The following is a 2,417-nucleotide window of genomic DNA, read 5'->3' on the forward strand; positions in this document are numbered from 1 at the left end:
ACCTGATGGTGCCGTTCTTCAAGAGCATCAGCTACCCGCTGGGCGTGTTCGGCTTCATCATCCTGACCTACCTGGTGATCGTCGGCAGCAGCAACGCGGTGAACTTCACCGACGGGCTGGACGGCCTCGCGATCATGCCGGTCGTGATGGTCGGCTCGGCGCTGGGCGTGTTCGCCTACGTCACCGGCAGCTCGGTGTACTCGAAGTACCTGCTGTTCCCGTACATCCCGGGCTCGGGCGAGCTGCTGATCTTCTGCTCGGCGATGGCCGGCGCGGGGCTCGCGTTCCTGTGGTTCAACACGCACCCGGCGCAGGTCTTCATGGGCGATGTCGGCGCGCTGTCGCTGGGCGGCGCGCTCGGCACGATCGCGGTGATCACGCGCCAGGAGATCGTGCTCGCGATCATGGGCGGCATCTTCGTCGCCGAAGCGCTGTCGGTGATGCTGCAGGTGGCCTGGTTCAAGTACACGAAGAAGCGCTACGGCGAGGGCCGGCGCATCTTCAAGATGGCGCCGCTGCACCACCATTTCGAGAAGTCGGGCTGGAAGGAGACGCAGGTCGTCGTGCGCTTCTGGATCATCACGATGCTGCTGTGCCTGGTCGGGCTCGCGAGCCTGAAGCTGCGGTGAACACCCGATGAACCACCTGAAAGACCTCCACGTGCTGGTGCTGGGCCTCGGTGAATCGGGGCTCGCGATGGCGCGCTGGTGCGCCCGCTTCGGCGCGCAGGTGCAGGTGTGGGATTCGCGCGAGAACCCGCCGCATGCCGCGGCGCTGGCCGAGCACGTGCCGGGCGCGACGCTGCTCTCCGGCCCGCTGGACCCCGTGCAGCTGCAGGGCGTGAAGCTGGTGCTGAAGAGTCCGGGCCTCGGGCCGCGCGACCCGCGCGTCGAGCCGCTGCTGAAGCTCGCGTTCGAGACCGGCGTGCTGGTGCAGGGCGAGCTCGACCTGTTCGCGCGCGCACTCGCCGACCTGAAGGCCGCGCGCGGCTATGCGCCCGGCGTGATCGCGATCACCGGCACCAACGGCAAGACGACGACGACGGCGATGGCCTCGCAGCTGATTTCGCGCACCGGCCGCCGCGTCGCGACCGCCGGCAACATCGGCCCGACGATGCTGCAGACGCTGGCCGAGGCGCTGGATGCCGAGCCGGCGCCGCTGGTCGATGAGCTGCCGGACGAGGCGGCGCTGGACGACCTGCCGGAAGCGCCGACGGCGCCGGTGGCCGATGCGGTGATCGAGGACGCCGTCGAGGCGATCTCCGAGAGCCTGCCCGAGGCGCTGCCGGCCGAGGTCACGGGCGATGCCGTGGCGGCGGTGGACGCAGGCGCCGAGCCGCTGACCGAGCCGCTGACCGATCCGATCAGCGACGACGTGCTCGATGCCGCGGTCGAGGAGATCGCCGCGTTGCCGCCTGAAGCGCCCGAGGTACCCGAGGATGTCGAGATGCCGATGGGGGGCGGTCCGCCGCCGCACCTGATCCCGCCGCCGCCGCCGGGCCCGGTGTTCGAGTCGTTGCCCGAGGTCTGGGTGCTCGAGCTGTCCAGCTTCCAGCTCGACGGCGTGCAGGGCTTCGAGCCCGGCGCCGCGACGGTGCTGAACGTCACGCAGGACCACCTCGACTGGCACGGCGACATGAAGGCCTATGCCGGCGCGAAGGCGCGCATCTTCGGCAAGACCGCGGTGATGGTGATCAACAGCGACGATCCGGCGGTCGAGGCGATGGTGCCGGCGCCCCTTCCTGGGAAAGGCCGCTTCGCGAAGCCGATCGAGCGCCACGTCGTCCGCTTCGGCCTCGACGCGCCGAAACGCCCCGGCGACTTCGGCCTGATCCACGAGAACGGCATGGCCTGGCTGGTGCGCGCGATGGAGGCCGACGAGACCGCCAAGCCCAAGGGCCGCGGCAAGGGCGCGGTCGAGGAGGAGGAGCTGCACATCCAGCGCCTGATGCCCGCCGACGCGCTGCGCGTGCGCGGCCGCCACAACGCGGCCAACGCGCTGGCGGCGCTCGCCCTGGCGACGGCCATCGGCTGCCCGCTCGCGCCGATGCTGCACGGCCTGCGCGAGTACGCCGGCGAGCCGCACCGTGTCGAGTTCGTCGCGCTGGTCGAGGGCGTCGAGGCCTACGACGACAGCAAGGGCACGAACGTCGGCGCGACGGTCGCGGCGATCAACGGGCTCGGTGCCGACAAGGCGCCCGGCCAGCTGGTGATGATCCTCGGTGGCGACGGCAAGGGCCAGGACTTCGGCCCGCTGCTCGCGCCGGTGCGCCAGCACGTGCGCGCGGTCGCGACCATCGGCCGCGATGCCGAGGCGATCGAGCAGGCGCTGCGGGGCGCCGGCATCACGGTCGAGCGCCACGAGACGCTGCAGGCCGCGACGCGCYGGGCCTTCACGCGCGCCCAGGCCGGCGACGC

At 71.3% G+C, this 2,417-nt stretch carries 2 protein-coding genes; both read left to right on the forward strand.

Annotation, left to right across the window (positions count from 1 at the left end; all coding sequences use genetic code 11):
* Window positions 1-629, forward strand: a 629-nt coding sequence (gene mraY / locus AC1D15_RS27140; RefSeq protein ID WP_477828452.1) for a phospho-N-acetylmuramoyl-pentapeptide-transferase, incomplete at its 5' end; no start/stop codon positions are given.
* Between the two features lie 7 nt (window positions 630-636).
* On the forward strand, window positions 637-2,417 hold a 1,781-nt coding region (locus tag AC1D15_RS27145), incomplete at its 3' end, for a Mur ligase family protein (RefSeq protein ID WP_477828453.1).

The organism is Rhizobacter sp. P2_H2 (assembly GCF_056403375.1).